Here is a 26311-nt window from a genome sequence, read left to right on the forward strand (position 1 = left end):
CACTCCTCAACCTGCCATGTCTTCTTTTGTTCACATCGACCATATCGATCAAGTCTTTCCGCTTCCCGGCGGCGGTGAATATATCGCCCTCAAAAACATCAACCTGCAAATCAAAAAAGGTGAATTTGTGACGCTGCTCGGGCATTCCGGCTGCGGTAAATCGACCCTGCTTAACATTGTTGCCGGGCTCGCAAAACCTGCGGCAGGTGGCGTGGTTCTGGAAGGGCGACAAGTGACAAAACCCGGACCCGATCGCATGGTGGTGTTTCAAAACTATTCGCTGCTGCCCTGGCTCACGGTGCGTCAAAACATTGCCCTGGCAGTGAATCGAGTGCTGCGCGACAAACCGGAATCAGAGCGACAGGCGATCGTTGAAGAACACATTGACCTAGTGCATTTGCGTCATGCGGCAGACAAGCGACCCGGACAGCTTTCCGGTGGCATGAAACAGCGCGTGGCAATTGCTCGTGCTTTGGCGCTGCGCCCGAAGGTGCTGCTGCTGGATGAGCCGTTTGGTGCGCTCGATGCCCTCACCCGAAGCGGATTGCAAGATCAGCTCATGCAAATTGCTCAGCAAAACGAGTTGACCTGCATTATGGTGACCCACGATGTCGAAGAAGCCCTGCTGCTGTCCGATCGCATTGTGATGCTCACTAACGGCCCCGAATCCCATATCGGACAAATTCTAGAAGTGCCGTTTGAGCGTCCGCGTGAACGATTGGCAGTCCTGGGGCATCCCAGCTTTTATGGTCTGCGAAACGAAGTCAATTATTTCCTGAACCAGCAGAAGCGAGCAAAGCAGCGTCAGGTGATTCCGGTGATTGCAGGCAACGGGCTGGAAAAAATCAACCTGGAAATTGGCTTTATTCCCCTGACAGACTGTGCGCCGCTGGCAGTGGCAAAAGAAAAGGGCTTCTTCCAAATGCACGGACTGGAGCAAGTCACTCTGTCGCGTGAACCGGGCTGGAAAGCGATCGCCGATGGCATCATGAGCGGTCGTCTGGATGCGGCGCAAATGGTCGCGGGTATGCCGCTCGCCCTTAGTTTGGGGATGAAAGGAATGCAGCCCACGCCCATCGTCACGGGAATGGTGCTGAGCCGCAACGGAAACGCGATTACCCTCAGCAAGCGGTTTTACAACGAAGGTGTGCGATCGCTAGCAGATCTGAAAGCGGCAATCGATCGCAACCGGGACAAAGTGCTGACGCTGGCAGTGGTTCACCCGGCATCAATGCACAACCTGATGCTGCGACACTGGCTGGCTTCGGGCGGCATTGATCCCAACCAGGACGTGAATATTGTGATGATTCCGCCGGCTCAGATGGTGAGCGCGCTAAAGACCGGGGCGATCGACGGCTATTGTGCAGGCGAACCCTGGAACTCGCGAGCGGTGCAGGAAGGCTTGGGCTTTGTAATTGCCACTGACCTTGATATCTGGTCGGGACACCTGGAAAAGGTGCTGGGTGTGCGCGAAGACTGGGCAAATCGCTATCCGCAAACCCATATTGCGCTGGTCAAGGCACTGCTCGAAGCCTGCGAATACTGCGACGATCGCCGCAACCGCGAAGAAATTGCCGAAATCCTTGCCCGTCCTGAATACATTGGCGTATCGGTCGATTACATTCGTCCGGGTCTGGTGACGCCCTACGATCGCGGCATGGGCGAAGCTCCCAGCTCTTTGCTGCGCTACAACCAGTTTTACGTTGATCGGACAAATTGTCCCTACCGGGTCGAAGGACTGTGGGTCATGACGCAGTTGGCACGCTGGGGAATTACTCCTTTCCCGCGCAACTGGGTAGACGTGCTAGAGCGGACGCGTCGCGTAGATGTATTCGGCGCAGCAGCACGGGATCTCGGAATGCTTGATATTGAACCTAATCGCCGTCCGGTCACGCTTTCTGATGGCACAGTGTTTAATCCCGATGACCCGATCGGCTATCTCAATAGTCTGACGATCAAGCAGAACATTCGGATCGAAGAAGTCAACCTGGATCAAGTCCCTGTTACTCCGTAACTTCTTTCATCTTGCTTGCGGGCTAGCTTCCTGCTTCCCCAGTTCAAACAGTAATTCGACGCTCCGCCCAGCTAATTAAGCTGCACAGCGCATTATTTGCTCTTTCCTGACACCCCCCTATGCAAACTCTCAACTCCAAGAATCTCGAAATCACACCGCCCTCGGTTCAAGAACCGTTTCTGACAATTGAAAACGTCTCGAAGTCCTATCCTACCCAGGACGGTGAACCTTATCTGGTGCTGAAAGATGTGAATCTGACGGTGCGGGAAGGCGAGTTTATCTGCGTCATCGGTCACTCTGGCTGCGGTAAATCGACGCTGCTCAATATGGTGGCAGGCTTTAATCAGCCCACCGAAGGCGAAATCCGGCTGCAACAAAATCGCATCACCAAGCCTGGACCCGATCGGATGGTGGTGTTTCAAAACTATTCGCTGCTGCCCTGGAAGACCGCATTCGAGAATATCTATCTGGGCATTAACTCGGTGTGGCGCAAAAAGCCCAAAGCCGAGAAAGAAGCGATCGCCCGCGATCACCTGAATATGGTGGGCTTGGGCGAAGCCGCAGACAAAAAGCCAAAAGCCTTGTCCGGCGGCATGAAGCAGCGCGTCAGTATTGCCCGTGCTCTGGCACTGCGTCCCCAAGTGTTGATTCTGGATGAGCCGTTTGGCGCACTCGACCCGATTACCCGCGAAGAACTCCAGGACGAACTGCTGAAGATCTGGACGGAACACCGCACCACGGTTCTCATGATTACCCACGATATTGACGAAGCTCTGCTGCTTGCCGATCGCGTCGTGATGATGACCAACGGACCCGCTGCGACGATCGGCGAAATTCTGGAAGTGCCTTTTGCCCGTCCGCGCAACCGAGTCCAGGTGATCGAAGACCCGCGCTACTACGATCTGCGGGCTCAGGCGATGGAATTTCTCTACCGCCGCTATGCTCACCTCGACTAGCTGTAGGGTGGGCACTGCCCACCAATTTCTGTCCTTGCTTGCTACCAATCCTGATGTAAGGACGGTTCGCGAACTGCCCTTATGAAATCTGCGGTTCTTCCTCCGCGAACTGAGATTATTCGTCCAGAACTCCCTGCCGCCTTCCCCATGTCTACCCCGATCAAAACCCTCTGCCCCTACTGCGGCGTAGGCTGCGGTCTCGAGGTTGTCTCTAGCGAAGCCTCCCAGCCGTCTGCCCCTGCTTCTACCTACAAAGTCCGGGGCGATCGATCCCATCCTTCAAGTCAGGGCATGGTGTGTGTCAAAGGCGCGACCGTTATGGAGGCGATCGACCGCGATCGGTTGCTGTATCCTCTGTGGCGCGAATCGCTGGATCAGGAATTTCGGCGGATTAGCTGGGAAGAGGCATTTCAAAAGATTGTCGATCGGATTCAGACCATCCAGCAAACCCAGGGCAAGGATGCGATCTGTGTGTATGGCTCCGGGCAGTTTCTCACGGAGGACTACTACACGGCGCAAAAGCTGGTGAAAGGCTGTCTTGGCACGAATAACTTTGATGCCAATTCGCGGCTTTGTATGTCGTCAGCGGTGGCGGGTTATCTACAAAGTCTGGGTTCCGATGGTCCGCCCTGCTGCTACGACGATCTAGAGCTGACGGACTGCGCTTTTATCGTGGGCAGCAATGCCGCCGAGTGTCACCCAATCGCCTTTAATCGGTTCCGCAAACACCACAAACGCAATCCAAACGTTAAACTCATTGTCGTTGATCCCCGCTGCACAGAAACTGCCGAAGCTGCCGATCTGCACCTGCCCATTCGACCGGGAACAGATATCGATTTGTTTAACGGCATGGCGCATTTGCTGAAGCAGTGGGGCTATGATCAGCCGGAATTCATCGCTCAGCATACGGCTGGTTTTGCGGCATTCGAGGAAGTGATGCAGCACTATTCGCCGCAGGTCACTGCCGAGCGCTGTGGCATCTCGGTCGAGCAACTAGAGCAGGCGGCTCGGATGTGGGGCGAGTCCAATCGCGTCCTGTCGCTCTGGTCGATGGGCATGAACCAGTCTAGCGAAGGCACGGCGAAAGTTCGCAGCCTGATTAATCTGCATTTGCTCACCGGACAAATTGGCAAACCTGGAGCCGGACCCTTTTCGCTCACTGGGCAGCCCAACGCAATGGGCGGACGCGAAGCAGGCGGACTGTCTCATTTGTTGCCGGGCTATCGCTTTGTGATGAGCGATCGACATCGGGCGGAAGTCGAGCAGGTCTGGAAATTGCCTGCCGGGAGCATTTCACCTCACCCCGGACGCACGGTTTGGGACATGATCACCGGGCTGGAAACCGGCGAGGTGGGTTTAGTCTGGATTGCTGCGACCAATCCGGTCGTCAGTCTACCCGATTTGGAACGGGCTAAGTTTGCCTTGCGTCGATCGCCCTTCACGATTTATCAAGAGGCATATTACCCCACTGAAACCGCCGCCTATGCTCACCTGCTGCTGCCTGCCTGCCAATGGAGCGAAAAAACAGGCACCATGACCAACTCCGAGCGGCGGGTTACTCTATGTTCAGCCTTTCGTTCTGCTCCCGGTGAGGCAAAGCCCGACTGGGAAATTTTTACAGAAGTGGGGCGGCGGCTCGGCTTTAAGGAGCAGTTTGCGTTTGAATCGGCGGCTGACGTTCACGCAGAATTTGTACGGCTTACCCGAAATCGCGTGTGTGACATGACGGGCATTAGCCACGATCGCCTGCAAACTGAAGGACCGCTTCAGTGGCCCTTGGCTGAGGGACAGTTGGTTTCAACGCCGCGACTCTATCACGATTTACGCTTCCCCACCCCCGACGGACGCGCCCGCTTCGGAGCATCCTATTCGCGAGGTTTAGCAGAACCACCCGACGAAAATTTTCCTTACGTGCTGACCACCGGCAGGCTCTACGGTCACTGGCATACCCAGACCCGCACCGGACGCATCGAAAAAATCCGTCAGATGCACCCTGCGCCGTTTATTGAAATCCACCCCCGCGACGCGGCTCAACTCGAAGTGAATGACGGTGAATGGGTCGAAGTTCGATCGCGCCGAGGCATGGCTCGTTTTCCCGCTAAAGTGACCAAGGCGATCGCCCCAAGAACGCTGTTTGTGCCAATGCACTGGGGCGAACTCTGGGCAGACCAAGCCGAAGCAAATGCCCTTACTCACCCAACTGCCTGCCCCGACTCAAAACAGCCGGAGCTAAAAGCCTGCGCCGTGCAGCTTATTCCCATTCGCCAAGCCGAATCTTTGCATCCATTAGAAGCAGCTACAGATCTTCTTTCCGCAACATCACCTCTGACTCCTTCCCCATTGCCCAGTGTTCACTAATCACTAATATTGATTGTCATTTGCGGCATACCGGGGAAGGAGGTTCAGGGAAATTACAGTTCCCTTAACTTCGCGTCAGATACAAATCGGTTTTGCCCTAATAGGATGAGCTATTAGAGGTTCTGTAATTTCAACTAATTTTAAGTATCAATTACACAAGAAAGTTCTGTTTTTTTCATCGAATTTTTGTTGACTCTAGGCTTAGGTTTATTCTTTCTAGCTATTAATGTCCCTAAACTAAACGGTAGGCAGAATAACAAGTTGCCTAGCCGAATGGATTAAAACATCTGTTTTTACAGATCTGCTTGAGTGCCCTCATTCCTTTGCCTTTATTCCTCTGATTGTTGAAGTCGTAAGTCAGGTGTTTACCCGCCCCAGAACCCTGAACTTTGGCTCAAATCTACGCATACAACTTGTAAAATTTGGAGATATTCGGTATGGCAATTGCTATCAAACAAATTTTGTTAGGGGCGGCTGTATGCCTAAGTGCAGGGGCAATTGTTAGCCCCTCTAACGCTGCAACGTTGACTCCGAGAAATATCATTTTCGACACATCTAACTACAGGACTTATACAGGTGGCTCTAACGGGATTTTTTCTAGCAATCATGCTGGTGCTGCCATCGCAGCCCTACAGGACAGCAACCCCACTTCTAACGTAGAGCTATGGGCTTCCACTGAAAATCCCACTGCTAATGTTGGTTTCAGCAGCACACTGGGCAAATACAATGTCACCGTTCAAAGCGTTACAGCAGCCGACTGGGCAGTATTTGGGAATCAGTGGCTCACTGATTTTCTTGCATCGAGTGCTCAAATCACCCAGATGTGGTCAATGCTAACCTTGTCTCAACAACGAGATGCCCGGTCTTCTCTGCTCTCATTGGGTTTGCCTAGTTCTGGCGATCCAAATGTAGGATCGCTCACCCTGGATAGTCTGACAGGGCAGTTGAAGCTAGACCTGATTGGGCATCTAGACCTGAGACCACGAATTTTGGCAAGGCAATACAGCACGGGGAACACTACCTGGGACAATATTTTGCTTAGGTTTGCCGGCAGAACCCAAAGTGCTATCCAGGCTAGTGAAATTGCGAAGGTGACGATCGGTAAGGATACGTACTACGCCTACAGCTTCAATGCAACTTCAACCGGAGTCTCTACCAATGACGGCAGCGAGTCCTACACAGGTCGCTACACCTGGACAAAGACCTTAGCTCCTTCCCCCAAATCGACCCCAGAACCTTCTGTAATTGGATCGCTGATCGTTGCGGGTGGTCTTGTTGCCTCACGTAAGCTGAAGACTGCCGCATAGGTAAACGGCAATAGCCTACATCTCGCTCAAAACAGGTTGAAACATGGGTTGTGAGAAATGCACCATCGAGGTACGTTTTTCGCAACCCATTCGTTTTTGATTCCTACTCTACGCAGTCACCTCAGACGGGGAACTGTTTCGCACGGTTGTATCTGGCAGTCCACCCTGCATTCGGCTGAAATAGCCTAGCAAGTTTTCAAGCTGCTGATCGGGTTTGAGAATACCCAACCCGCGCACCGTCACTTTGCCGGGAGTGTAGACAAAGCGGGTTTGCAGGTGGGCAGGCAGATTTTCGCGCAGCAGATTCCAGGCGGGTTCCTCCATTGGGGTTTCCAGGACGACGTGCTGTTTGCCTTCGGGTTTGATGCGGCTAAAGCCGAGCGATTTTGCTACCTGTTTCAGTTCCATTACTTTGAGGAGCTGCTGGGCGGCGGAGGGAATGGCTCCGTAGCGATCGACCCAATCCGCTCCGATTCTTTGCAGTTCCAGCGGAGACTGGGCGGCTGCCACCATGCGGTAGGCACTCATTTTTTGATCGAGATCGGCGATGTAGTCAGCGGGAATGAATGCCGTGATGTTGAGATCAATTTGGGTATCGTCGACCTGCGGGATTTCCTGACCGCGAATTTCTTTGATTGCTTCTTCCAGCATTTCCATATAAAGGTCAAAGCCGATCGCATCCATTTGTCCCGACTGCTCTGCGCCGAGCAGATTACCCACTCCCCGGATTTCCATATCGCGGACGGCAAGCTGATAGCCCGATCCGAGCTGGGTGAATTCCTGAATGGCGCGGAGTCGCTGTCTTGCGGTATCAGTGAGGGCAGACTGACGCGGATACAGCAGCCAAGCGTGTGCTTGAATTCCGGCGCGTCCCACCCGTCCCCGAAGCTGATAAAGCTGGGACAAACCGAACTTTTGCGCGTCTTCGATCACGATCGTATTCACACGCGGAATATCCAGTCCAGACTCGATGATTGTGGTACAGACCAGAATGTCGGCTTCGGCGTTGTTGAACGTCACCATCATCGCTTCCAGTTCGCCTTCCTGCATTTGACCGTGGGCGATCGCAATTCGCACCGAGGGAATCATTTCCCGCAGTTTGCCTGCCACTTCTTCGATGCCTTCTACCCGCGGAACGACATAGAAAACCTGACCCCCACGATCGAGTTCCTGCCGAATGGCAGTTCGTACGACTTCAGGATCGTATGCCGCAAGGTGAGTTTTGATCGGGCGACGAGAAGGGGGCGGCGTGGTAATCAAGCTCATTTCGCGCACGCCAGAAAGAGCCATGTACAGAGTACGCGGAATCGGAGTCGCGCTCAGCGTCAGCACATCGACCTGAGTTTTGAGGGATTTGATTTTCTCTTTCTGGTTGACGCCAAATCGCTGTTCTTCATCCACCACGAGCAAGCCCAGCTCCTTGAACTGAATGCCTTTGCCCAAAAGCTGATGCGTTCCTACCACAACATCAATTTCCCCAGTCGTGAGCCGCTGCTGAATCCCCTTGCGTTCTTCGGGACTACGGAAGCGGTTGAGCAAGCCCACCTGGATTGGGTAGGGAGCGAAGCGTTCCTTGAGCGTGTGGTAATGCTGCTGCGTCAGGATGGTGGTGGGGGCGAGAAGGGCGACCTGCTTTCCGGCAGTGACCGCCTTGAAGATGGCGCGGATTGCCACTTCAGTTTTGCCAAAGCCGACATCGCCGCAGACCAATCGATCCATCGGGCGATCGCTTTCCATATCGCGCTTGACATCCTGGGTTGCCTTAAGCTGATCGGGCGTGGGCTGATAAGGAAACGACTCTTCCAGTTCTTCCTGCCAGGGCGTGTCGATCGGATAAGTGAATCCCTGCTGCTGGGCGCGCTGGGCATAAAGCTGGAGCAGATCGACAGCCACTTTTCTGACGGCTTTTCTGACCTTGCTCTTGGTCTTTTCCCAGGCTTTGCCCGACATTTTATTCAGTTCAGGAGCCTGATCTCCCGCTGTCCGATAGCGTGACAGAGCGCTGAGCTGGTCGGCAGCGATTCTTAGCAAGCCGTCTGCATATTGCAGCACCAAATACTCGCGGGTTTCACTATTGATCGTCAGGCTTTCCAGCTTTAAAAAGCGACCGACCCCATGATTGCGGTGAACGACATAATCGCCCAGCTGAAGCTTATTCGGGTCTACCTGCTTGGAAGCTGCCTGTCTGCGCTTGCGGATGTAGGTCGGCGTGGTAAGGCTCTGCTGTCCAAAAAACTCGCGATCGGTGACAACTACAAGGCGAAATGTCGGCAGAATAAAGCCTTCCAGCTCCGCCAGACCGGAATACTTGACGGCAACCGGAGTGCGCTGCGTTTGAAGCTTGTCGATCGCCAGAAAATCCCTTGGATTCGGAACAAACTGCGCCGGACAGTCGTGCTCCTGCAACAACGCCACCGATCGCGACGGCTGCGCCGACACCAGCCACACGGCAAACCCCCGATCGCGTTCTTGCCGAATCGTTTCTGCTAGCCTGCCAAACTGATGCGGAATTGCCGGAACCGGCCGACTCGCCAGATTCAGCGTTGAGGATGCCCCGTCTTCTGCCAGTTCGGTCAGGTGCAGGCGATCGAAGGATTCCAGTAACACCAGTGAATCTTCAAACGATCGGTGGATTTTGGGCAGTTCATATTCTGCCTCTTCCTTAGAATTGACTTCGCGCCACAGTTCCTCGGCGTGTTCGTACCAGCGATCGCTGTGTGCCCGACACAAATCCGGCTCATCGATGCCAATCAGCGTATCGGGCGGCAGATAATCAATCAGCGAAGCAGGCTGATCGAATGCGACTCCCAGAAAGCGACGAATTCCTTCGGGAGCCTGTCCCTGCTCTAGCCGCTCCAGTTCTTCTACCGATAGAAAGGGCGCGATGTGGGTCAGTTTGTTCGAGGTGGAGTTGCCAATCTCCAGTGCGCCCAGAATTATCGGTGTGAAATTGGTTGCGGTGAGCAAGAGGCGATCGGTGCCCTCAAGGGATCGCTGTGTGGCGGGGTCAAATTCGCGGATTTGATCGAGTTCGTCGCCGAATAGTTCCAGGCGCACGGGCAACTCTGCCGCCACCGGAAAGATATCAATAATGTCTCCGCGACGGCTCCACTGTCCCTCAGTTTCTACCAGCGAAACTCGCTCATAGCCCAGTTCTGCGACCTGTTGGCTGAAATCTTCCAGGCTCAGATCCATGCCCTTCATCAGCGTCAGGCAATAGGGACGGAAAGCTTCTACAGGGGGAAGATGGGGTTGTAAAGCACGTTCAGTAGTGACGATCGCTACCGGGGGATGCTGTTTCCCAGACTGCATCTGCTCCTGCAAATCGGCAAGCACCTGGAGCTGACCCCAGAGCATTTCGGCTTCCGGGTCAAATGGGTCATAGGGAGCCGCCTCCGAGGTGGGATAAAAATAAACCGACTTCCAGCCCATCGCCTCAAGCTGCGCCGCCCAGCGTCCTGCCTCTTCCAATGTTCCGGCAATCATAACAAGACTGCGATTCTGCGCTTGTGCCAGAGCCGAGGACACCAAGCCTTTCGGCAGGCGTGAAATCCCACTGAGGCGAACGAGGTGCTGCTGGTCGAGCTTGGTCAACAGGTCAGCGGTGAGGGGCGATCGTCCGAGGGCGCGGGTAATAGAAGAGAATGCCATAGCAGGTCGGTGAAAGCGGATGGGTGCAAGAAGAGCGGAGCAGAAAATCGAATCGACAGGTGCAGTTTCGATCTCTACTATTGTAGAAGTCTGTAGAAGTCTGGATAGGCGAAGGCTGAGAGATTCTCCTAGCTTCTCTCCGACGGTACAAATTCTGTCCTCGATTTATGCCTTCGATTCATGCCCTCGATCTGAGAATGGTAAGTTTTATCTATTACAGTACGCTTTGCGATCGGAAAATTTGCTTCTAAGAAAATTTTTGATGAGTTGGAAATCTCTTGCGTTGTCCCCTAAATCCGCTAATTTTGGAAGACTTGGAGACCGGAGGAAGTTTTAGATTTTGTATCTCCCAGAGAACTCGTTACCCTACCTTGATCCAAACTGTGCAAGCATTCTCATCCCCCGATAAACGATCGGTTACGCTGCGCTAACACATCCTACGATTCCCGTTCCCCTTCTTCCCATTCCCTCATCGCTTCACCCACTTGCCCCGCCACTCATCCACCCCTCCTTCCCCGAAACAATGCTGCTCGAAGTCCTGACCATCCTCCTGCTTATACTGGCAAACGGCGTTTTTGCGATGTCAGAAATGGCGATCGTTTCTGCTCGTCGTGCCCGCTTGCAGGAACTTGCTGAACAGGGCGATCGACAGGCGCGGGCGGCGTTGGCTCTCGCAAATTCACCGAATCGCTTTTTATCCACGGTGCAGGTCGGCATTACCCTGATCGGAATTCTAGCGGGTGCATTTGGAGGAGCAACGCTATCGCGCAGTTTTGCCGGATACATCGCACAAATTCCTGGCGTCGGGCAATACAGCGAGGCGATCGCCTTTGGGCTGGTGGTGATGGTGATTACCTACCTGTCGTTGATTGTGGGCGAACTGGTTCCAAAACGGCTGGCACTGCATAGCCCCGAAAAGATTGCCTCCTCGATCGCCCAGCCGATGCAGTGGGTAGCAAAACTCGCTTCGCCGATCGTCACCCTGCTCACAAGTTCAACTGAATTGGTGCTGCGGCTACTGCGGGTCAACCCTAATGAAGGCGAGCCGCTCGTCACTGAAGAAGAAATTAAAGTGCTGCTGCGGCAGGGGGCACAAGCAGGCACGTTTGAAGCCTCTGAGCAAGACATGGTGGAGCGAGTGTTTAGCCTGGGCGATCGGCAGGTGAGTGCGATCATGACGCCGCGCCTGGATATCATCTGGCTGGATATGAATGACTCTTATGAGATCAATCGCCGCAAGATGATAGAGAGCCACCACAATCGCTTCCCCGTTTGCCTGGACTCGCTCGACAACGTGCTGGGCGTGGTCTACGTCACAGATATTTTGAATCGCAGTCTCTCCAATCACCCGATCGACTTTACTGCCCTGCTGCGTCCGCCCCTATTTGTGCCCGAAAGCACCCGCGCTCCCCGCGTCCTGGAACTATTTAAGCAGCTCGGAACTCACATCGCTTTTGTGGTAGACGAATACGGCATCACCCAGGGCATTGTCACCCTGAATGACGTCATGGAAATCATCATTGGCGATATTCCCTTTGCCGATCAGCCCCAGGAAGCCGAATTCATTCAGCGCGAAGACGGTTCCTGGCTCATTGATGGAATGCTACCCATCCACGAACTGAAGGAACTGTTTGAAATCAACGAGCTGCCCGGAGAAGATCGTGGCAACTACCAAACGATGGGCGGCTTTATCATCACCCAACTCGGACACATCCCCAAATCATCCGATCATTTTGAGTGGGAAGGCTTCCGGTTTGAAGTGATGGATATGGACGGAAACCGGGTGGATAAGGTGCTAGTGATACCGCCGGGGAAAGTGGGCGAGCCAGGAGCAGGAGGTGAGTAAGGGACGACCTACCCTTCCTGCCCTCTCACTTTGCCGTAATGGGCTTGAAACCATTTATAGGTTTGCTCAATGCCTTCCTTAAGGGAAGTCTTGGGCTGCCAGCCAAGCTGCTGTAAGCGAGTGGTGTCCAGCAATTTACGAGGCGTGCCGTCGGGTTTGGTACTGTCGAATTGCAGTTCGCCTCTATAGCCGACGATCGCTTGAATCGTCATTGCCAGTTCCCGGATTGAGACTTCTTCACTAGTACCGACGTTGATAAAGTCCTGCTCGTCATAGTGCTGCATCAGAAACAGCAGAGCATCGGCCAGATCATCAACAAACAGAAACTCGCGCAGGGCAGTTCCCGTGCCCCAGATTTCGACAGCGGGAGCATGGTTGAGCTTGGCTTCGTGAAATTTGCGAATCAGGGCAGGCAAAACGTGGGAATTTGCCAGGTCAAAGTTATCGTTGATGCCGTAAAGGTTGGTGGGCATAGCGGAGATAAAGTTAGCTCCGTACTGACGGCAGTAGTTTTCGCAGAGCTTCAGTCCGGCAATTTTGGCGATCGCATACGGTTCATTCGTCGGCTCCAGGAAGCCGGTCAGCAGATAGTCTTCGCGCATCGGCTGGGGGCAGAGTTTGGGATAAATGCAGGACGACCCCAGAAACAATAATTTCTTCACGCCTGACTGGTAAGCACTGTGAATCACGTTGGCTTCCAGCATCAGATTGTCATACAAAAACTCGGCGCGGTAGGTGTTATTTGCCCCAATGCCGCCCACCTTGGCAGCCGCCAGGAAAACGTATTCGGGACGCTCCTCCGCAAAAAAGGCTTCAACCTCGGTCTGTCGCCGCAAATCGAGTTCTCGACTTGTTTTCAGCAGCAGGTTGGTGAAGCCATTGGCTTGCAGCACCCGCACGATCGCACTTCCAACCAGTCCGTTGTGTCCGGCAACGTAGATTTTTGCGTCTTTATTCATCACATTCACGGCAGTTAGCGAGAGATTCACCTGGCAGTTTTCGTTCCAGTCAAAACTAACACAGCCTTTTATGCAAATCCGGAAATTGACCTGCATGTACTGACTGGGAAAGCCATGAACGGAAACTACAGCGCATCTCCAGAGTTCCCAGGGATTGCTGAAATCGCTCTTGGCTTATACCTAGATTTGATTGGCAATTGCCCCTGCCAGAGCTGCCGAAATGGCTCCCGTTGAGACCGTCAAAAACAGCCACCAAGCGGCAATCGTCGCTGCTTTTTGAGTCGCCTGAAGCTGCTCTTGGGTTTGTGTCTTGAGCGTGTCGGCAGTTGCTTGAAGGGTTTGCTGCACTTGCTCAATCTGCTGCATTGATCGATCGCGCAAATGATCGACCTGATCCACAACCGTTCGATTGAGATCTGCCATACCAGACTGATTCACCAGGCGATCGAGAGTTTGGCGAATGTGCAATGAGTCTATCCCGTCTTCGGGCAACAGGTCTTTTCCTCGCATCAGTGCCATTGCCAGCATCGCTAAACCTGTTCCGGCAGGAAGCTGATTGCCCACTTGCTGAAGCAGTTCGGGGAGTTGCTGCATTACCCGCTCAACGGCAGCATTGTCTGTGAAGGAGCTGGGAAGCTGTTCGGCTAGTGTCTTTAAAGCAGTCTCCGTAACCTGTTGAATCGCTGGATTGGATGCAGCAGAATGTTCACCAACACCGTTTCTTTCATTCTCTTCAATTTGATCCTCGCGATCATCCTGATTCGATCGCCGGAATTCATTCCAGGTCTTCTCAATCTGATTCAAAATCTTTTCGCGCTGCTTTTCGCCCAGGTCTTCACGATCCATTAGCAAACGCATTGCTGTCGTTCGATCGACCTCAGGAATCAGGGCTAAATCAGGCAGGACAAATTGGGCAGCGTCCAGGATTTCTCGCAAGCGGCGATCGACTCGTTTCGCGGTCAGTCTATCCGTATGCTGAAGGAATTGAATAAGCTGCTGCTGAACGAGGGTCAGGGTCGAATCGGTTTTCGACAACTGCAAGGCTGTTTTTTCTTGAACAGTTTTTTCTTCCGCTTTTTCTTGGGCGGTTGGTTCTTGATAATGCAGTCCTGGAACCGCCGATTGCTCCGCAGTTTCCGCAAGCGTGAATCGTTGAAGCTCCGCTCGAATTAAAGACTGGAGCTGTTCTGGCTCAAAGGCTGCCTGAATTTCCTGACGAACCGTTGCCAGCATCTCAGTTTCGGTTACAGGGACGGGTTCCGCTGGGGTAAACAGCGCGCCGATCGGATGAATCAGTCGCCGAAATCCGCCCGTCGTGATGCTCAGCAGCGACCCAACAACAGAACTTACCGCCGTTGAGCTAAGCCAGATCAAAATCAGTAAATAGGCAGACCAGATCACAATCCCCTCGATCGCCCCAGTTATCGGACTTTGAGCCTGACTAAATCGCGCTGCTAAAAAACAGGCGGCAAACAAAACCGTATTCACCGTCAGCAAAACGCCAAAGCCTGCCCAAAATCCAAGCTGAACCCCAGAGGATTCCGCAGACGCTGGCTCACTCGCGATTTCTGGCTCTACGGCGTTGGATTCAGCAGAATTCAGTTCTAATTCCTGGCTGAGATCTTGCTCTAACTCCTGATGTGCAGCTCGATGAGCACTGGCTCGAATGGCTAAAACCGACATTCCGATCGCCACGCCTAAACTGGTCAGCAAAACCTGAAGCGCAAACGCGACCAGCAACCCAACAACGATCGCGGTTAAAAGCTGCGTCCAGACCGAACCGCCAAATAGGATTGTTTGACTGCCCTCAATCACGATCGCCACGCTCCACAGATCAAGCTTCCAGACCACCTTTCCACGCTAGCTAGTCTAAACGCGGGTGTCGTCTGGCAGAATGCAGATTTCAGCGTTCCTGATTCGCATTGCCGCCTTCTGACCACCACCCTGTAAAATAAAAAACGGTCAATCGGCAGGTTTGGGGTAAGTTCAGCATGGTTTCAATTTCAGACTGCATGGAGAAATTACGCGATCGAGGCGAATGTGCGCTGATTCCCTTTATTACCGCAGGCGATCCCGACCTGGACACCACCGCAAAAGCACTGCAAATTCTCGATCGCAGCGGAGCCGACTTGATTGAACTAGGCGTTCCTTACTCTGACCCGCTTGCTGATGGTCCTGTCATCCAGGCGGCAGCAACTCGTGCCCTGGCAAACGGAGTCCGGCTAGAGCAAGTGCTGGAGATGCTCAAAACTGTGCGTCCTCAGCTTCGGGCACCGATCGTCCTGTTTACCTACTACAACCCAATTTTGAATCGCGGCATTGCCAACTTCATGCATCAAGCAGCAGCGGCAGGCGCAAATGGACTGGTGATTCCCGATTTGCCGCTCGAAGAAGTCGATGAACTCTTAAAAGCCGCCGCTGATGCCGGAATCGAAGTCACTTTGCTGGTCGCCCCCACCACGCCCAAAGACCGGATTGCCACGATCGCGGATCGCTGCCAGGGCTTTCTTTATCTGGTTAGCGTCACCGGCGTCACTGGAGTTCGCACCACAATCGAATCCCGGGTGCAGGAACTCTTAACCCAGCTTCGTGAAGTCACCGATAAGCCGATCGGAGTCGGGTTTGGCATCTCCCAGCCCGAACATGCCCGCCAGGTCATGGAATGGGGCGCAGATGCCGTGATCGTCGGCAGTGCCTTTGTCAAGCGCCTCAGCGAAGGCTCCCCCAAACAGGGTTTACAGGCGATCGAATCTTTTTGCCGCAGCTTAAAGCAAGTCATTAAAAATCGAGACTGATATTCTGTATCCTCATGCGGTAGAAATGGTGTTCGATCTCCCGATTCCCTCATCCCCTACCCATCCACCTTCAACAAAACCGATCGCCCCTTGCACGAGAGCAGTAAAATAGATCGGTCGCATTCTCCACAAAGCCTTGATAGAACGGTACACCCTGCCCGAAATGGGCGAAATTTGGACAGAAACCTACAAGCTCAAAACCTGGCTTCAGGTTGAAATCGCCGCTTGTGAAGCGCAGGCAGAGCTAGGCTACATTCCGGCAGAGGCAGTCGAGACGATCAAGGCAAAGGCAAATTTTGACCCAAAGCGCGTCCTCGAAATCGAAGCTGAGGTCAAGCATGACGTGATCGCCTTCCTGACGAACGTGAATGAATATGTTGGCGACGCAGGACGCTATATTCACCTGGGCATGACCAGTTCGGACGTGCTGGATACTGCACTTGCGCTTCAGTTGGTTGCCAGTTTGCAGATTATTCAGTGCCGCGTCGAGGATTTAATTCAGGCGATTCGCTATCAGGCACAGCAGCATCGCGATACGGTGATGATCGGTCGATCGCACGGCATTCATGCTGAACCGATTACGTTTGGCTTTAAGCTAGCGGGCTGGCTGGCAGAAATGCTGCGGCATCGCGATCGCCTCTCACAGCTTTATCCTCGGATAGCAGTAGGCAAAATTTCGGGCGCGGTCGGAACCTACGCCAACGTTGACCCGCAGGTAGAGGCGATCGCCTGTCAGAAACTTGGCCTGGAGCCTGATCCCGCTTCGACCCAGGTCGTTTCCCGCGATCGTCATGCGGAGTTTGTGCAGGTGCTGGCGCTGGTTGCCGCGTCGATCGAGCGATTTTCTGTTGAGATTCGCAACCTTCAGCGCACCGATGTGCTGGAAGTGGAAGAGTTTTTCTCAAAGGGACAGAAAGGCTCTTCTGCCATGCCCCACAAGCGCAACCCGATTCGATCGGAGCGGTTGACCGGAATGGCACGCATTATTCGGGGTCACGCTGTTGCCGCGCTGGAAAACGTCGCCCTCTGGCACGAGCGAGATATCTCTCACAGTTCGGTGGAGCGGGTGATGCTGCCCGACTGCTGCACTCTGATGCACTTTATGCTCATGGAAACGATCGATCTGGTGAAAAATCTGCTGGTCTACCCGGAGAATATGCAGCGCAACATGAACCGCTATGGCGGCGTAGTGTTTAGCCAGCGAGTTTTGCTTAAGCTGGTCGAAAAAGGCTTAAACCGGGAAGCTGCTTATGCGATCGTCCAGTCCTGCGCCCATACGGCCTGGAACACCGAAATCGGAAACTTTCATGCCCTGATTGCCCAGGATTCGCGGGTGACAGAGCATCTCTCGCCGGAAGAAATCGAGGAATGCTTTAATCCGCAGCACCATCTGCAAAACCTGAACACGGTCTATCAGCGATTGAATATTTAAATCGGGTGGTAAAAGTAGGGCAGTAAAAGTGGGGCAGTCATAAAGGTAAGGGCGGTTCGCAAGCCGTCCCTATAGGGGCTATCACACTGCTCCATTTTTTTGATTCAACTACTCACAACTCGATTGCGTCCCAGCGATTTAGCGCGAAGCAGGCGATCGTCTGCCCGTTGCAGCAGGCTAAGGCCTTTCGGATCATCTTCCGAATCCAGCGTAGCAGCTCCAATACTGACGGTGATCGTTAGATCCAGCGTGTCGTCGATCGCAAAGGGCTGAGCGTTGATGATTTGACAGATTCGGTTTGCAATCATGTCAGCTTCTTGGGCGCCCGTTTCGCTGAGGATAATCACAAATTCTTCGCCGCCATAGCGGAAGGGCGTATCGTAAAACCGCAGATTGTGCCGCAGCCGTGCTGCCAGGACTTTTAGAGCACGATCGCCAATTAAATGTCCATAGGTGTCGTTGATCGACTTGAAAAAATCTACATCCAGCATGATCAGGCTAATTAGCCCTCGGCGTTCGCGGGCGTTCTGGATCTGGCGCGGCAATTCCCATTCAAAAGCGCGGCGATTGTTCAGTTCCGTCAGCGGGTCGAGTAGGGCGATCGCCGACAGCACATCGTTAGCCCGAATTAGCTCTCGATAGTTTCGCACTTGCCGCAGTCCAACCTGAATTTGTGCCGTAATTAAAGAACGCCATCCGGCTTGCTGAGAAGTTTCCCGATTGAGCGGAATGTTCAGGTAAGCATCTGCTCCTGCGGCTAACGCTTCGGCTTGTTTTTTAGCGTAATGAACTGCCGCCTCGCCGTCAGCAGAATCGATCGTCATCTGGGAGACTGCATCAGAGCTATCCTCCAGCACAAAGCAATAAATCCAGGCAAGACGACTTTGCGATTTGAGCTGTTCACAGAGGGAAAGGCTTCCTGGCTGTCCGGCTTGGATTACGAGCAGATCGGGCTGCTGCGCCTGGATAAGCGGAAGTGCCTCCTGAGGATTTGGAGCAACTTCGATCGCAAACGCATTCAGCTCAGAAAGGAGACGAAGCAAGGCAAGTCGGAAAGCATCACTCCCAATTAAAAGTATTGAAGCGTCCATCCCTGAATCACGCGAAAACGCTAAAAAGTTTGGTAGGATGATGCACCCGTAACCTCCTAAATTCATACTGCACCACATTCCTCAGGTACGAATCCGGCTGCTGAAAACCCAAAATCTGATGCTTATTCCTGTTCCCAGCTTACTCCGGCTGAATCAGTGATACATTCGAGATTTTGCTAATTTCGAGGATTAACAAATCTTCATCCGGCTCGTTGAACCGCTCCAAACAAATGTTGAATCAACTGAATCAACGGGCGAGTGCCAGGAATGGAAAACTTTGCTGCTCAAGTTTTGCGAATGGGTTTTGCCCAATCAGCCGAACGGTATAGCTGAATGAGTCCAGCCGAATCATGTCACCGAATTGGTTTTGCCGAATTGGTTTTGCCGAATCGGGCAGGATGAATAAGAATAGAGATCTTGAAGTCTACACCACGGCGGTCGAAAGTCCATGTCCACTCCTCTTAGCGGCGCACAAATTCGGCAAACGTTTCTTAATTTTTATCAGGAGCGCGGACACCAGATCCTGCCCAGTGCCTCCCTGGTTCCAGAAGACCCGACTGTGCTGCTGACGATCGCCGGAATGCTGCCGTTTAAGCCCATTTTCCTGGGACAGCGCACCGCTGAGTTTCTCCGCGCCACCACGTCGCAAAAATGTATTCGCACCAACGACATTGAGAACGTGGGACGCACCGCCCGCCACCACACTTTCTTTGAGATGCTGGGCAACTTCAGCTTTGGCGACTACTTCAAGGAAAAGGCGATCGCCTGGGCATGGGAGCTTTCGACTCAGGTGTTTGGACTGCCGCCGGAACAGTTGGTGGTCAGCGTCTTTCGCGAAGATGATGAGGCTTATGCCATCTGGCGCGATCAGGTTGGCGTTCCGACTCAGCGCATTATCCGCATGGATGAAAAAGACAACTTCTGGGAATCGGGTCCGACGGGTCCCTGCGGTCCGTGCTCAGAGATTTACTACGACTTTCACCCAGAACAAGGCGATGAGGCGATCGATCTCGAAGACGACACCCGCTTCATCGAGTTCTACAACCTGGTGTTCATGCAGTACAACAAGGACATCCAGGGCAAACTCACCCCGCTTCAGGCGCAGAACATCGACACTGGACTGGGACTGGAGCGAATGGCACAGATTCTCCAGCGCGTTCCCAATAACTATGAAACCGATTTGATTTTCCCGATTATCAAAACGGCGGCTGAAATTGCGGGAATCGACTACGCCACAGCAGACGAAGAAACGAAAGTTTCCCTCAAGGTGATCGGCGATCATATCCGGGCAGTGGTTCACATGATCACAGATGGGATTAACGCATCGAACGAAGGACGGGGCTATGTGCTGCGGCGACTGATTCGGCGAGTGGTGCGACACGGCCGCTTGCTCGGGATCGATCGCGAATTCACAATCGACGTAGCAGAAACCGCGATCGCCCTGGCAGAATCCGCCTATCCGGGTGTGCGGCAGCGCGAAAAGTCGATCAAAGCTGAACTGCAATTGGAAGAAGCCCGGTTCCGCACCACGCTCGATCGCGGCGAAAAGCTTTTGGCAGATCTGATTGCCAAATCCACCGGCACAATTTCCGGCGAGGATGCCTTTGTGCTATACGACACCTACGGTTTTCCGCTGGAGCTAACGCAGGAAGTCGCAGCCGAGAAAGGTTTAACGGTTGATGCGGCAGGCTTTGAAGCCGAAATGGAAAAACAGCGAAATCGATCGCGGGAAGCGCATGAAACGATCGATCTCACCGTGCAAGGTACGCTGGATACTTTGGCGGAGGATCTGCACGAAACCGAGTTTTTGGGCTATACAACATCAGCAAGTAAATCCACTGTGCGGCTTTTGCTGTTGGGCGGTCAGCCGATCGAAACGGCAACAGCGGGAACGGAAGTTCAAATTGTGCTGGATCAAACGCCGTTTTACGCAGAATCCGGCGGACAGATTGGTGATAAGGGCTACCTGACAAGCACAGATACCGTCATTCGCATTGAGGATGTCAAAAAAGACGGCGCGTTTTTTGTTCATTTCGGGCGCGTCGAGCGCGGCACGCTCAAGGCTGGTGATCTAGTAACCGCTCAAATCGATGTCTCCTGTCGGCGACGGGCACAGGCAAACCACACCGCAACCCATTTGCTGCAGGCTGCGCTGAAAAAGCTAGTGGATGACAATATCGGTCAGGCAGGATCGCTCGTCGCGTTCGATCGCCTCCGGTTTGACTTTAATCTGAATCGTCCAATTACGCCGGAGGAATTGCAGCAAATCGAAGAGCAGGTGAATAGCTGGATTGCAGACGGTCACGCAGCGCACGTTGAAACCATGCCGCTTGCAGAAGCGAAGGCAAAAGGCGCAACGGCAATGTTTGGCGAAAAGTACGGCGACGAAGTACGGGTGATCGACTTTCCGGGCGTGTCGATGGAGCTGTGCGGCGGTACTCACGTTGCAAATACGGCGGAAATTGGCTTGTTCAAAATTATTTCTGAGTCGGGTGTTGCAGCAGGAATTCGCCGAATCGAGGCGGTTGCTGGACCTGCGGTGCTGGAGTATCTCAACCTGCGCGATAAAGTGGTGCGGGATCTGAGCGATCGATTCAAAGTCAAGCCTGAGGAATTGCCCGATCGCGTCACTGCCCTGCAAACAGAACTCAGAACTACGCAAAAACAGCTCGATCAGCTCAAGTCCGAACTGGCTCTAGCAAAATCAGATCAGCTTTTGGGTCAGGCAGAAGCAATTGATGGATTTAAGCTGCTGGTAGCAGAACTGCCCGGAGTCGATGCCGAGGCACTGAAAACCGTAGCCGAACAGCTTCTTCAAAAACTTGGTGAAGGCGCGATCGTCCTGGGCTCGGCTCCCGAACCGAATAAAGTAAGCCTGGTGGCAGCTTTCAGCAAAGGCGTCAACGACAAAGGACTTCAGGCAGGCAAATTTGTGGGAGCGATTGCCAAAATCTGCGGGGGGGGCGGCGGCGGCAGACCCAACCTTGCTCAAGCAGGCGGACGCGATGCCAGCAAACTTCCCGAAGCTTTAGCAACTGCCCGTCAAGAGCTGAAGTCTGCGCTGTAATCGGTCAGAAAACCTTAAATCAGCCATCCTTCTTTTGGTGGGGTGGCTATTCTTTTGAACGGTTCTTAGAGGATCAGAAGATTAGCTTGCTTCCTATGCCTGCTTTCCAGGAATGACGATCGCCGCTGCTCATCCGCAAATAATCAGCAAAACCACAACAAAACGATCGCTCCTGATAAAAATGCGGCAACTTCTGGGCAAGCTAACGTGAAGTTTATTCAGAGAGCGGACGAGACTGGGCTGAAGGTTCTGCCGCCTGGAAAATTCCTTGAATCTGGCTGACTCCCTCTATAGAATGAGCTGAGGTCAGGATTTGGACTCACTTCGATTTCAGCTCGATCCGGCATCTCGGATGATCTTTACGGCTCTGCTCTTTACGGCAAGTGGTTTATGACTGAAGCACAACGTCCATTCACCCCGCCTTCTGCTCCGCGTGTGCCGCCGCCGCCCCCGCCCCGTCCTGCTGCCCCGCCTGCTCAGCCCCATCTTCAACCGCCTGCTGAAGCGACACAGCAAATTCCCGCGCAGACCATGCCGCTGCCGCCTGCCAATCCTGCCGCGCCCGGAATGCCTCAAGCCCGTCCTGTAGCTCCGCCTCCTCCTAACCAGCCGCCCCGTGTCCCGCCTGCGCCACCGCCAGGTATGAAAGGAGCAACCCGCAGCAAACTGGCTCCCGGACAGCCTACCCTGGCGCAAATCGTACGGGAAGCGTTTGACAAAGGCTTTTCGGATATTCATGCCGGCGTGGGAGAGTCGCCGCGCTTCCGCAACCGGGGTGAAATCGACAAAACAGACTATCCCGTTACGGATCAGGAAACCTTCTTTAGCTGGCTGAAAGAGATTCTCAGCGACGAAGAAATTCAGCGATTTCAGAACACGCTCGACTTTGACGGCGCAACCCAGTACGAGTTTGCCCGCGTCCGAATTAACATTTTCGATTCGCTGCGCGGTCCGTCAATGGTGATGCGTCTGATTCCGCTCAAGATTCTGACGATCGATCAGTTAAACCTGCCGCCTGTATTCCGCGACGTTTGCCACTATCACAAAGGGTTGATCCTAATCACAGGACCAACCGGATCGGGTAAATCAACGACGATGGCGGCAATGATCGACTACATCAATTCTGAGATGCCCAAAAACATCATCACCATCGAAGACCCGGTGGAATTTGTGCATCAAAGCAAACGATCGCTCATTAAGCAGCGCGAAGTCGGCATTCATACCCACCAGTTTGATACCGCTCTGAAAGCTTCGCTGCGGGAAGACCCGGATCTGATTTTGATCGGAGAAATGCGCGACAAGGAAACCGTCAACACTGCGCTAAAAGCAGCCCAAACCGGACACCTGGTGATGGGAACGCTGCACACGAACAGTGCCGTGAAGACGATCGAGCGGATTCTCAACCTGTACGAACCTGATCAGCAGGCTCCGATGCGAATTGCGATCGCCGAATCTCTGGTTGCCGTCATCGCGCAAGGACTGTGCCGCACTACGGACGGAAAACGCGCCGCCTTTCACGACATCATGATCAACACCGACGCGATTAAGGACTACATTCGTCGGGGCGAAATTGATGAAATCGAGGCAATTATTCCGCGCTGTACGTTTGACGGGATGTGCTCGATGAATCAGTCGCTCTACAAACTGTACGAAGCCGGGCGAATCACCGAAGAGACTGCCCTGGAACACTCGCCGAAACCCAATGAAATGGCGCAAATCCTGCGCGGACGGGTGTAGCGCAAATAACGATCCTCTGAAACCAGGGCGATCGTCCTTTAAGGGGGTGGCATGATGGAGAGGCAGAGCATTCCCAACAGAAACACCAATGACTTTGCCTCCCGGTCCCACCACTCCCCGCGTTGTGCGAATGATTCGGCTGATCACGCAGCCACTTGACTATCTGGAAGCGTACTATCGCGCTTACGGAGATATTTTTGCAGTGGGCTGGCAAAAGCCACCTGCCGCCGTGTATGTGAATCATCCAGAAGGCATTCAGCAGATTTTTACTGCTAGTCCTGCGCTATTTCAGGCGGGTTCTGGAGGGGCAGTGCTGCGCGATTTGCTGGGAGATTCTTCGGTGCTGCTGCTGAATGGCGATCGTCATACCCATCAGCGCAAACTCTTGATGCCTCCGTTTCATGGCGATCGGCTCAAGGCATACAGCAAACTGATTTGTCAGATTACCGAAGAAGTTGCTGCATCCTTGCACAGCAGGCAGTCTTTTCAAGTACGACCCCTGATGCAGGAAATCACACTGCGCGTTATTTTGCAGGCAGTATTTGGCTTACAGTCGGGTGAGCGATTCGATCGGCTAAGGGTATTGCTGAATGAACTGCTGGAATCGCTAGGTTCTCCGATCGGGGCGGCATTGCTGTTCTTTCCGGCTCTGCGGCAGAACTGGGGACGCTGGACACCCTGGGGCAAATTTTTGTGGCTCAAGCAGCAGGTCGATCGCCTGTTGTATGACGAAATCCACGATCGCCGGAAAAATCCTGACCTCACCCGGACCGACGTTCTGACGCTGCTGCTCTCTGCCCGCGACGAAGCCGGACAGCCAATGAGCGACACGGAACTGCGTGACGAACTGATTACGCTGCTACTGGCAGGACACGAAACGACGGCTTCCGCACTCACCTGGGCACTCTATTGGATTCATTCACTGCCGGACGTGGAACGCAACCTGCGATCGCAACTCCAATCCCTCCATGGGGATGACCTGGGGGATGACCCGGAGCAGATCGGTCGTTTGCCCTATCTCACTGCCCTTTGTCAGGAAACGCTGCGGCTCTATCCCGTCGCCTTAACTGCCGGAGTGCGGATACTGAAGGCTCCTTATAAAATCATGGGCTACGAGCTGCCTGCGGGAACGGCGCTGTTTCCCTGTACCTACCTGGTGCATCACAACGAGGCAATCTATCCACAGTCCAAGCAGTTTCGCCCAGAGCGGTTTCTGGAGCGATCGTTTTCCTCGTCTGAGTTTTTGCCCTTTGGCGGCGGACACCGCTACTGCATCGGCGCAGCACTGGCACTGCTGGAAATGAAGCTAGTTCTCGCGACGCTGCTGCAAGGGCGGAGGTTTGAGCTGCCGCCTCAAAAAGCGATCGAGCCTGTGCGCCGGGGGTTGACGCTTGCGCCTCCGGGTCATTTCAGACTGCGCGTTCAGAACTTGGTCGATCTTGAACGAGAAGTTTTGATTCGGTGAGACAAATTAATTCTTCCGGGGAACCGTACCTACAAAAAGGTATTTGATGGGATAGCCCTATGTGGGCTGTTTGCCCTATTGTTAACTTGATTTTGGTGACGATCGCTACAGGAGTGAACACTCCGCGAAGCATAGGTCTTGAGGTAGAGAAGGTAAAGAAAAATCATTCTTTTGTTAAATCTCCTGAAATTGTTTTTCTTAGAGCCAAAGGGTAAAATAAGATACAGAAATAAATTTGAAAACGTTCATCTCCAGCGATACTGCTCACCCTACCCTCAACCCGTAGGGAAATCGCGAGAGACGGAAGTAGGGTCAATGACACATCAGTGACTTGAAGGAACGCGCCTATTTCACGAAACCTGAGCAGTTTTAGGAGTAAATATATGAGACTTTCCTATCGTGGTACCGAGTACGAGCCTGAGCTAAGCACGGTTGAGACGATCGATCGGGGCGTGATGGGTCAGTATCGCGGACAAGCTTATAGCGTTCGTTATCCCAGACATATTCCGGCTCAGCCTGTGCATACGCTCAACTACCGCAGCGTCACCTATGCCACGATGCCTGACGGAAGCCACATGAGTGTTCCGGGTCGTTTGCGGACGAATGACTTGCCCGTGCGGTGGGCATGTGACACGGCTTCGATTGGTTCGAGCTTTCATCGTGTCCAGCGCGACGAGATGGAGAACGTCCATCGGCAAAACATTCAGCGTCGATTAGTGCAGCGGATTCAAGCCGCAAAACAGCGAGGCGATCAGCAATTGCTTCAGCAGCTTGAACGCGAGATGAATCTGTTTGTCTAATGAATTGATCTCTCGTTGAAAGGGGGCAAAGGGGCAAAATCCCGATCCCTCTTTCAGCTGGATCATTCATTAGCTTAATTCATTGGATTAGAGATTAGATTTCTCTATTTTCTAAATATGTCTCTCCGCTTTCGGGTAGTGTCGGAAATCAGTCCAGACCTGCCCGTTTTTATTGCGTCTTTTCCCAAACATTTATCAAAATCGTTAATCAAAATCGGTTGGCAGGTCAGGCTGTGTCTCGTGCTGAAATAGCCGATCGATTTGCGAAGGCACAACTCGACTCAGCGACAGTTCCGGGATTTGGTCGGGCGCAAAGAAATCAACTGCTTCGGTTTCTATACTGGGTGTCGGGCTGCCGCCGATCAGCTCACAGCGAAAAAACAGCTTGTAAATTTGCACGGGAAGGGGCGGGTGTCCGTGGCGCGGATGGTCACGATCGTACAGAGCCAGCAATTTTGTGGCTTTCGTCTGATAACCCGACTCCTCAAACACTTCCCGCTCGATCGCCAAGCTGGGAGGCTCACCCACATCTACCCAGCCACCGGGCAGCGTCCAGCCGCCGTCCGATCGCTCTTTCACCAGCAAAATTTTCCCATCTTGAAACACAGCTCCTCGCGCATCGACTTTTGGTGTCGCATAGCCCCGCTCATGCCGAAAAAAATTCAGCACCTTTTCGGGTTCGGTGTCTGTATAAGCTGCCATCATCTCCGCTGTAATTTGCTGAATCTGCCGATAGCGATCGACATCATAGGGATTTTCGGTGTAGGTCAGCCCGTTTTGGGCGAGTGCCTGAAGCCTGCGCCCCCACTCTAACCACTGAGTATTCATTTCTC

At 53.4% G+C, this 26311-nt stretch carries 16 protein-coding genes and 1 riboswitch; of the genes, 11 read left to right on the forward strand and 5 right to left on the reverse strand.

Going from position 1 to position 26311, the window contains the following annotated elements; translation table 11 throughout:
- Positions 1-16 precede the first annotated feature (16 nt).
- The 4 genes from NDA02_RS12015 (at position 17) to NDA02_RS12030 (ending at position 6635) form a co-directional block, all read left to right on the forward strand.
- A complete protein-coding gene (locus NDA02_RS12015) occupies positions 17-2014 on the forward strand; it encodes a nitrate ABC transporter ATP-binding protein (RefSeq protein WP_190792504.1) in 1998 nt (665 codons plus the stop codon).
- Between the two features lie 119 nt (positions 2015-2133).
- Positions 2134-2970 (forward strand): nitrate ABC transporter ATP-binding protein, encoded by an 837-nt coding sequence (locus NDA02_RS12020; RefSeq protein ID WP_348247765.1) that lies wholly within the window; start codon positions 2134-2136, stop codon positions 2968-2970.
- Positions 2971-3117: 147 nt separating this feature from the next.
- Positions 3118-5328 carry a nitrate reductase gene (locus tag NDA02_RS12025; RefSeq protein ID WP_190792509.1) on the forward strand — a complete coding sequence of 737 codons (2211 nt, stop codon included), beginning with the start codon at positions 3118-3120 and terminating at the stop codon, positions 5326-5328.
- Between the two features lie 437 nt (positions 5329-5765).
- Positions 5766-6635, forward strand: a complete 870-nt coding sequence (locus NDA02_RS12030) for an NF038130 family PEP-CTERM protein (protein ID WP_190792502.1) — start codon at positions 5766-5768, stop codon at positions 6633-6635.
- Between the two features lie 108 nt (positions 6636-6743).
- On the opposite strand, the gene mfd is transcribed toward NDA02_RS12030, so the two are convergent.
- On the reverse strand, positions 6744-10286 hold the full coding sequence (gene mfd / locus NDA02_RS12035) for a transcription-repair coupling factor (RefSeq protein ID WP_348247763.1): 3543 nt from the start codon (positions 10284-10286) through the stop codon (positions 6744-6746).
- A 523-nt stretch (positions 10287-10809) separates the two neighbouring features.
- Here mfd and NDA02_RS12040 point away from each other — a divergent pair.
- Positions 10810-12132 (forward strand): hemolysin family protein, encoded by a 1323-nt coding sequence (locus NDA02_RS12040; RefSeq protein ID WP_190789582.1) that lies wholly within the window; start codon positions 10810-10812, stop codon positions 12130-12132.
- A gap of 8 nt (positions 12133-12140) precedes the next feature.
- On the opposite strand, the gene NDA02_RS12045 is transcribed toward NDA02_RS12040, so the two are convergent.
- Both NDA02_RS12045 and NDA02_RS12050 read right to left on the reverse strand, forming a co-directional pair.
- Positions 12141-13091, reverse strand: coding sequence for a GDP-L-fucose synthase (locus NDA02_RS12045; protein ID WP_348247803.1), 951 nt, complete (start codon positions 13089-13091; stop codon positions 12141-12143).
- A 180-nt stretch (positions 13092-13271) separates the two neighbouring features.
- The gene (locus NDA02_RS12050) at positions 13272-14942 is read right to left on the reverse strand and encodes a hypothetical protein (RefSeq protein WP_348247762.1); all 1671 of its coding nucleotides are present in this window, start codon (positions 14940-14942) and stop codon (positions 13272-13274) included.
- A 140-nt stretch (positions 14943-15082) separates the two neighbouring features.
- Between NDA02_RS12050 and trpA the strand changes: the two genes are divergently transcribed.
- Together trpA and purB are read left to right on the forward strand one after the other, a co-directional pair.
- Entirely contained in the window at positions 15083-15886 is an 804-nt protein-coding gene (gene trpA / locus NDA02_RS12055; RefSeq protein WP_348255028.1) for a tryptophan synthase subunit alpha, read from the forward strand.
- A gap of 136 nt (positions 15887-16022) precedes the next feature.
- A complete protein-coding gene (gene purB / locus NDA02_RS12060) occupies positions 16023-17318 on the forward strand; it encodes an adenylosuccinate lyase (protein WP_190791706.1) in 1296 nt (431 codons plus the stop codon).
- 104 nt (positions 17319-17422) lie between these two features.
- Here the strand turns inward: purB and NDA02_RS12065 are convergent, their stop codons facing one another.
- On the reverse strand, positions 17423-18361 hold the full coding sequence (locus tag NDA02_RS12065; RefSeq protein ID WP_199296518.1) for a diguanylate cyclase: 939 nt from the start codon (positions 18359-18361) through the stop codon (positions 17423-17425).
- A 496-nt stretch (positions 18362-18857) separates the two neighbouring features.
- Between NDA02_RS12065 and alaS the strand changes: the two genes are divergently transcribed.
- The 4 genes from alaS to NDA02_RS12085 all read left to right on the forward strand — a co-directional run bounded on the left by alaS (position 18858) and on the right by NDA02_RS12085 (position 25478).
- Positions 18858-21476, forward strand: a complete 2619-nt coding sequence (gene alaS, locus NDA02_RS12070; RefSeq protein WP_348247759.1) for an alanine--tRNA ligase — start codon at positions 18858-18860, stop codon at positions 21474-21476.
- A 390-nt stretch (positions 21477-21866) separates the two neighbouring features.
- Positions 21867-23213 carry a type IV pilus twitching motility protein PilT gene (locus NDA02_RS12075; protein WP_190791703.1) on the forward strand — a complete coding sequence of 449 codons (1347 nt, stop codon included), beginning with the start codon at positions 21867-21869 and terminating at the stop codon, positions 23211-23213.
- An 88-nt stretch (positions 23214-23301) separates the two neighbouring features.
- The gene (locus tag NDA02_RS12080; RefSeq protein ID WP_190791702.1) at positions 23302-24678 is read left to right on the forward strand and encodes a cytochrome P450; all 1377 of its coding nucleotides are present in this window, start codon (positions 23302-23304) and stop codon (positions 24676-24678) included.
- Positions 24679-24918: 240 nt separating this feature from the next.
- Positions 24919-25024, forward strand: a riboswitch (Glutamine riboswitch).
- Between the two features lie 37 nt (positions 25025-25061).
- A complete protein-coding gene (locus NDA02_RS12085; protein ID WP_190791701.1) occupies positions 25062-25478 on the forward strand; it encodes a DUF4278 domain-containing protein in 417 nt (138 codons plus the stop codon).
- Positions 25479-25682: 204 nt separating this feature from the next.
- Here NDA02_RS12085 and NDA02_RS12090 read toward each other — a convergent pair whose 3' ends face one another.
- Positions 25683-26306, reverse strand: a complete 624-nt coding sequence (locus NDA02_RS12090) for an NUDIX hydrolase (RefSeq protein ID WP_190791700.1) — start codon at positions 26304-26306, stop codon at positions 25683-25685.
- Positions 26307-26311 lie beyond the last annotated feature (5 nt).

It is taken from the genome of Leptolyngbya sp. ST-U4 (assembly GCF_039962215.1).
Lineage (GTDB): Bacteria > Cyanobacteriota > Cyanobacteriia > Elainellales > Elainellaceae > Leptolyngbya_A.

What these genes read in the sequence shown, in the direction of transcription:
- NDA02_RS12080 (WP_190791702.1), top strand. Translation starts at nt 23,302, where the DNA reads ATGACTTTGCCTCCCGGTCCCACCACTCCCCGCGTTGTGCGAATGATT.
- NDA02_RS12025 (WP_190792509.1), top strand. Translation starts at nt 3,118, where the DNA reads ATGTCTACCCCGATCAAAACCCTCTGCCCCTACTGCGGCGTAGGCTGC.
- NDA02_RS12090 (WP_190791700.1), bottom strand. Translation starts at nt 26,306, where the DNA reads ATGAATACTCAGTGGTTAGAGTGGGGGCGCAGGCTTCAGGCACTCGCC.
- trpA (WP_348255028.1), top strand. Translation starts at nt 15,083, where the DNA reads ATGGTTTCAATTTCAGACTGCATGGAGAAATTACGCGATCGAGGCGAA.
- mfd (WP_348247763.1), bottom strand. Translation starts at nt 10,286, where the DNA reads ATGGCATTCTCTTCTATTACCCGCGCCCTCGGACGATCGCCCCTCACC.
- NDA02_RS12015 (WP_190792504.1), top strand. Translation starts at nt 17, where the DNA reads ATGTCTTCTTTTGTTCACATCGACCATATCGATCAAGTCTTTCCGCTT.
- NDA02_RS12030 (WP_190792502.1), top strand. Translation starts at nt 5,766, where the DNA reads ATGGCAATTGCTATCAAACAAATTTTGTTAGGGGCGGCTGTATGCCTA.
- alaS (WP_348247759.1), top strand. Translation starts at nt 18,858, where the DNA reads ATGTCCACTCCTCTTAGCGGCGCACAAATTCGGCAAACGTTTCTTAAT.
- NDA02_RS12040 (WP_190789582.1), top strand. Translation starts at nt 10,810, where the DNA reads ATGCTGCTCGAAGTCCTGACCATCCTCCTGCTTATACTGGCAAACGGC.
- NDA02_RS12075 (WP_190791703.1), top strand. Translation starts at nt 21,867, where the DNA reads ATGACTGAAGCACAACGTCCATTCACCCCGCCTTCTGCTCCGCGTGTG.
- NDA02_RS12045 (WP_348247803.1), bottom strand. Translation starts at nt 13,091, where the DNA reads ATGAATAAAGACGCAAAAATCTACGTTGCCGGACACAACGGACTGGTT.
- NDA02_RS12085 (WP_190791701.1), top strand. Translation starts at nt 25,062, where the DNA reads ATGAGACTTTCCTATCGTGGTACCGAGTACGAGCCTGAGCTAAGCACG.
- NDA02_RS12020 (WP_348247765.1), top strand. Translation starts at nt 2,134, where the DNA reads ATGCAAACTCTCAACTCCAAGAATCTCGAAATCACACCGCCCTCGGTT.